Consider the following 2,383-nt stretch of genomic DNA (forward strand, 5'->3'; position numbering starts at 1 on the left):
CGTACTGGTAGCAGGTGGTCTCGGTGCCGGTCGACAGGGTGCAGTCGACGACGGTGGGCACCTCGGTGAGGGCCTCGTCGTCGAAGAGCACCGTGGGGTCGACGTCGGTCGGCTCGGCGGTCGACGTGTCCGTGCTCGCCGAGACGGTGCTCGGCTCGTCGGCGACGGTCCCGTCGTCGGTGGTGCTCGACCCGCAGGCGACGGTGAGGAGCACGGTCGCCGCACCGAGGGCGAGGAGCGGGCGGGTGCGCGAGATCATCATGAGGTCCTGTCGTGAGAGCGGTCGGTGGGAGCGCTCACTGCTCCGGCGGCGCCGCGCCGGCGGGCGGTGCGCCGTTGGGCGGAGCGGCACCGTCCGGCGGGCCGCCGCCATCCGGGGGGCCGCCGCCGTCCCCGCCCTCGGCCGAGGCCGAGGTCTGGCCGACCAGGCACTCGATCACCTGGTTCTCGGCGGCGGGGTTGGCGTGGTAGTGGTAGCCGGCGGTCTCGGTGGTGTGGCCATTGCACTCGTCGAGGTCGTCGGGCTCCTCGCCCTCCTCGAAGGGGCTGTGGACGGCGTAGCCGTCCATCGCGTAGCCGAACATCGCGGTGTCGCCGTCCTCGGCCTCACCGACCTCGGAGCAACCCGTCGCCCCGTGCATGTGGTAGCCCTCGAACGGGTTGTAGTGGCCTCCGCAGTCGTCGAAGGCGGCGATCGTGTAGGCGCTGAGGATCGCCTCGACCGGCGCGGACGCCGCGATGACGACGCCGTCGAGGGTGATGCCGTTGTTGCCCTGCGAGGTCTGGGCGGACTCGGCCGCGACAGGGGTGGTGGGGATCAGGACCTCGGTCGTGATCGGCTCGCCGTTCTCAAGCCACTCGAGGGAGCCCTCGACGCAGTGGTTGGCGAGGTCGGGGTCGACGTCGGGGCGGGCCGCTGCCTCGAACTCCTCCTGCGTCTCGGTGACGTAGATGTCGCCGTTCTCGTCGTACATCAGCCAGCCGTCGTCGTCGTAGGTCTCGGCGAGGTTCTCGAAGAAGGCGCCGTCGAGGTCGTAGACGTTCTCGCCGTCCAGCCAGATCCCACCCTCCTCGGCGCTGTCGGTGATCGAGTCGGGGCAGAACGGCCCCGTCTCGTGGTCGACGGGGTAGCCGGAGACGGTGATCCGGTAGCAGGTGGTCTCGGTGCCGCCGCTGAGCGTGCAGTCCTCGACGGTCGGCTCCTCGGTAAGGGCCCCGTCGAGGAACAGGGCGGTGTCGACGCCGGTGGAGGCGGTGTCGGAGTCGGCGCTGGTGTCGGTGCTCGACGAGGCGGACTCGGAGCTCGGGTCGGTGCCGTCGTCGGACCCCGAGGTGCCGCACGAGCTGAGCAGGAGCGCCGCGGTGAGCGGCACAGCGAGCAGGGGAGTACGCCGGAGCGACCGGGCGGCGCTTCGGAGCTGGAGGTGTCGGGTCATGGCTGGAGGGTGGACCACCAGCCTGTGGGCGCGCTGTGTCGTCGCACAGGCACCACACAGGTGGAGCCACGAAGGGCGGCCGTGGCGGGCCTCGGGAACAAGCAGAGGCGCACGCCGGGTTCCCTCACCAGCGAGCGCCCGGCTCGGTCGATCCACCCGGAGGTCATGACATGGCATCAGCCCACAAGCGGACAGGCGGTGCGCCAGCGGGCGCGGCGGGGACCGCGCGGGGGAGCGCGCCGACCATCGAGGTCTTCTGGCGGCCCGGCTGCCCGTTCTGCCAGGCATTGCGTGTGGGGCTGCGGCTGCGGGGCGTGCGCGCCACGTGGCGCAACATCTACGAGGACCCGGCGGCCGCGAAGATCGTGCGCGCCCACAACGGTGGCAACGAGACCGTCCCGACGGTGCGGATCGGCACGACCGTGCTCTCCAACCCGACCGCGGGCACCGTGCGCTCGCACGCGCGGGCGCTGTCGCGTGGGGGTGCGTCGTGACGGCGAGGCCGGCCCGGGGCCGTCGTACCTCGACGACCACCGGGGATCGCGCAACCACCGGACGACGCGCAACGCGGTGTTCGCCGCGTGGAACATGCCGCACGTCGGCTGCACGTCGGCTGCACGTCGGCTGGAGGACGCCGGTGGGGTCCCGGCACACGGCAACGTGACCTCCAGCTGGGACCTGTCCCAGCCCGATGACCCCAACCCCGAGTACCGCTGTGCCGGCGCACCGACGGCCACGGTCTGTCCACCGCTCGTGCGCCTGGCCGGGGACCGCTCCTGGTGCCGCACGCCGGTGCCACCTGGTGGTCACCGAGCACGGCGCTACCCGCTGATGTCCGGAAACCCTGTCCACACCAGCCAAATCGCATCGTGACCTATATCACGTGACGCCCTGACGTAGCCATGGTCACCCTGGGCCAGTTTCGACGGCTACCTCGCCCATCGTGT

At 71.6% G+C, this 2,383-nt stretch carries 4 protein-coding genes; 2 read left to right on the forward strand and 2 right to left on the reverse strand.

Annotated features, from left to right (window positions below; all coding sequences use genetic code 11):
- A partial coding sequence (locus VOI19_RS18225; RefSeq protein WP_323794361.1) for a hypothetical protein occupies nucleotides 1-259 on the reverse strand: 259 nt, incomplete at its 3' end.
- Between the two features lie 37 nt (nucleotides 260-296).
- Nucleotides 297-1,436, reverse strand: coding sequence for a YHYH protein (locus VOI19_RS18230; RefSeq protein ID WP_323794362.1), 1,140 nt, complete (start codon nucleotides 1,434-1,436; stop codon nucleotides 297-299).
- A 170-nt stretch (nucleotides 1,437-1,606) separates the two neighbouring features.
- Between VOI19_RS18230 and VOI19_RS18235 the strand changes: the two genes are divergently transcribed.
- Entirely contained in the window at nucleotides 1,607-1,930 is a 324-nt protein-coding gene (locus tag VOI19_RS18235) for a glutaredoxin domain-containing protein (RefSeq protein WP_323794363.1), read from the forward strand.
- Entirely contained in the window at nucleotides 1,914-2,309 is a 396-nt protein-coding gene (locus VOI19_RS18240; protein ID WP_323794364.1) for a hypothetical protein, read from the forward strand. The genes VOI19_RS18235 and VOI19_RS18240 overlap by 17 nt, the downstream gene beginning before the upstream one ends.
- Nucleotides 2,310-2,383 lie beyond the last annotated feature (74 nt).

The sequence above is a fragment of the Nocardioides sp. genome, from assembly GCF_034670285.1.
Lineage (GTDB): Bacteria > Actinomycetota > Actinomycetes > Propionibacteriales > Nocardioidaceae > Nocardioides.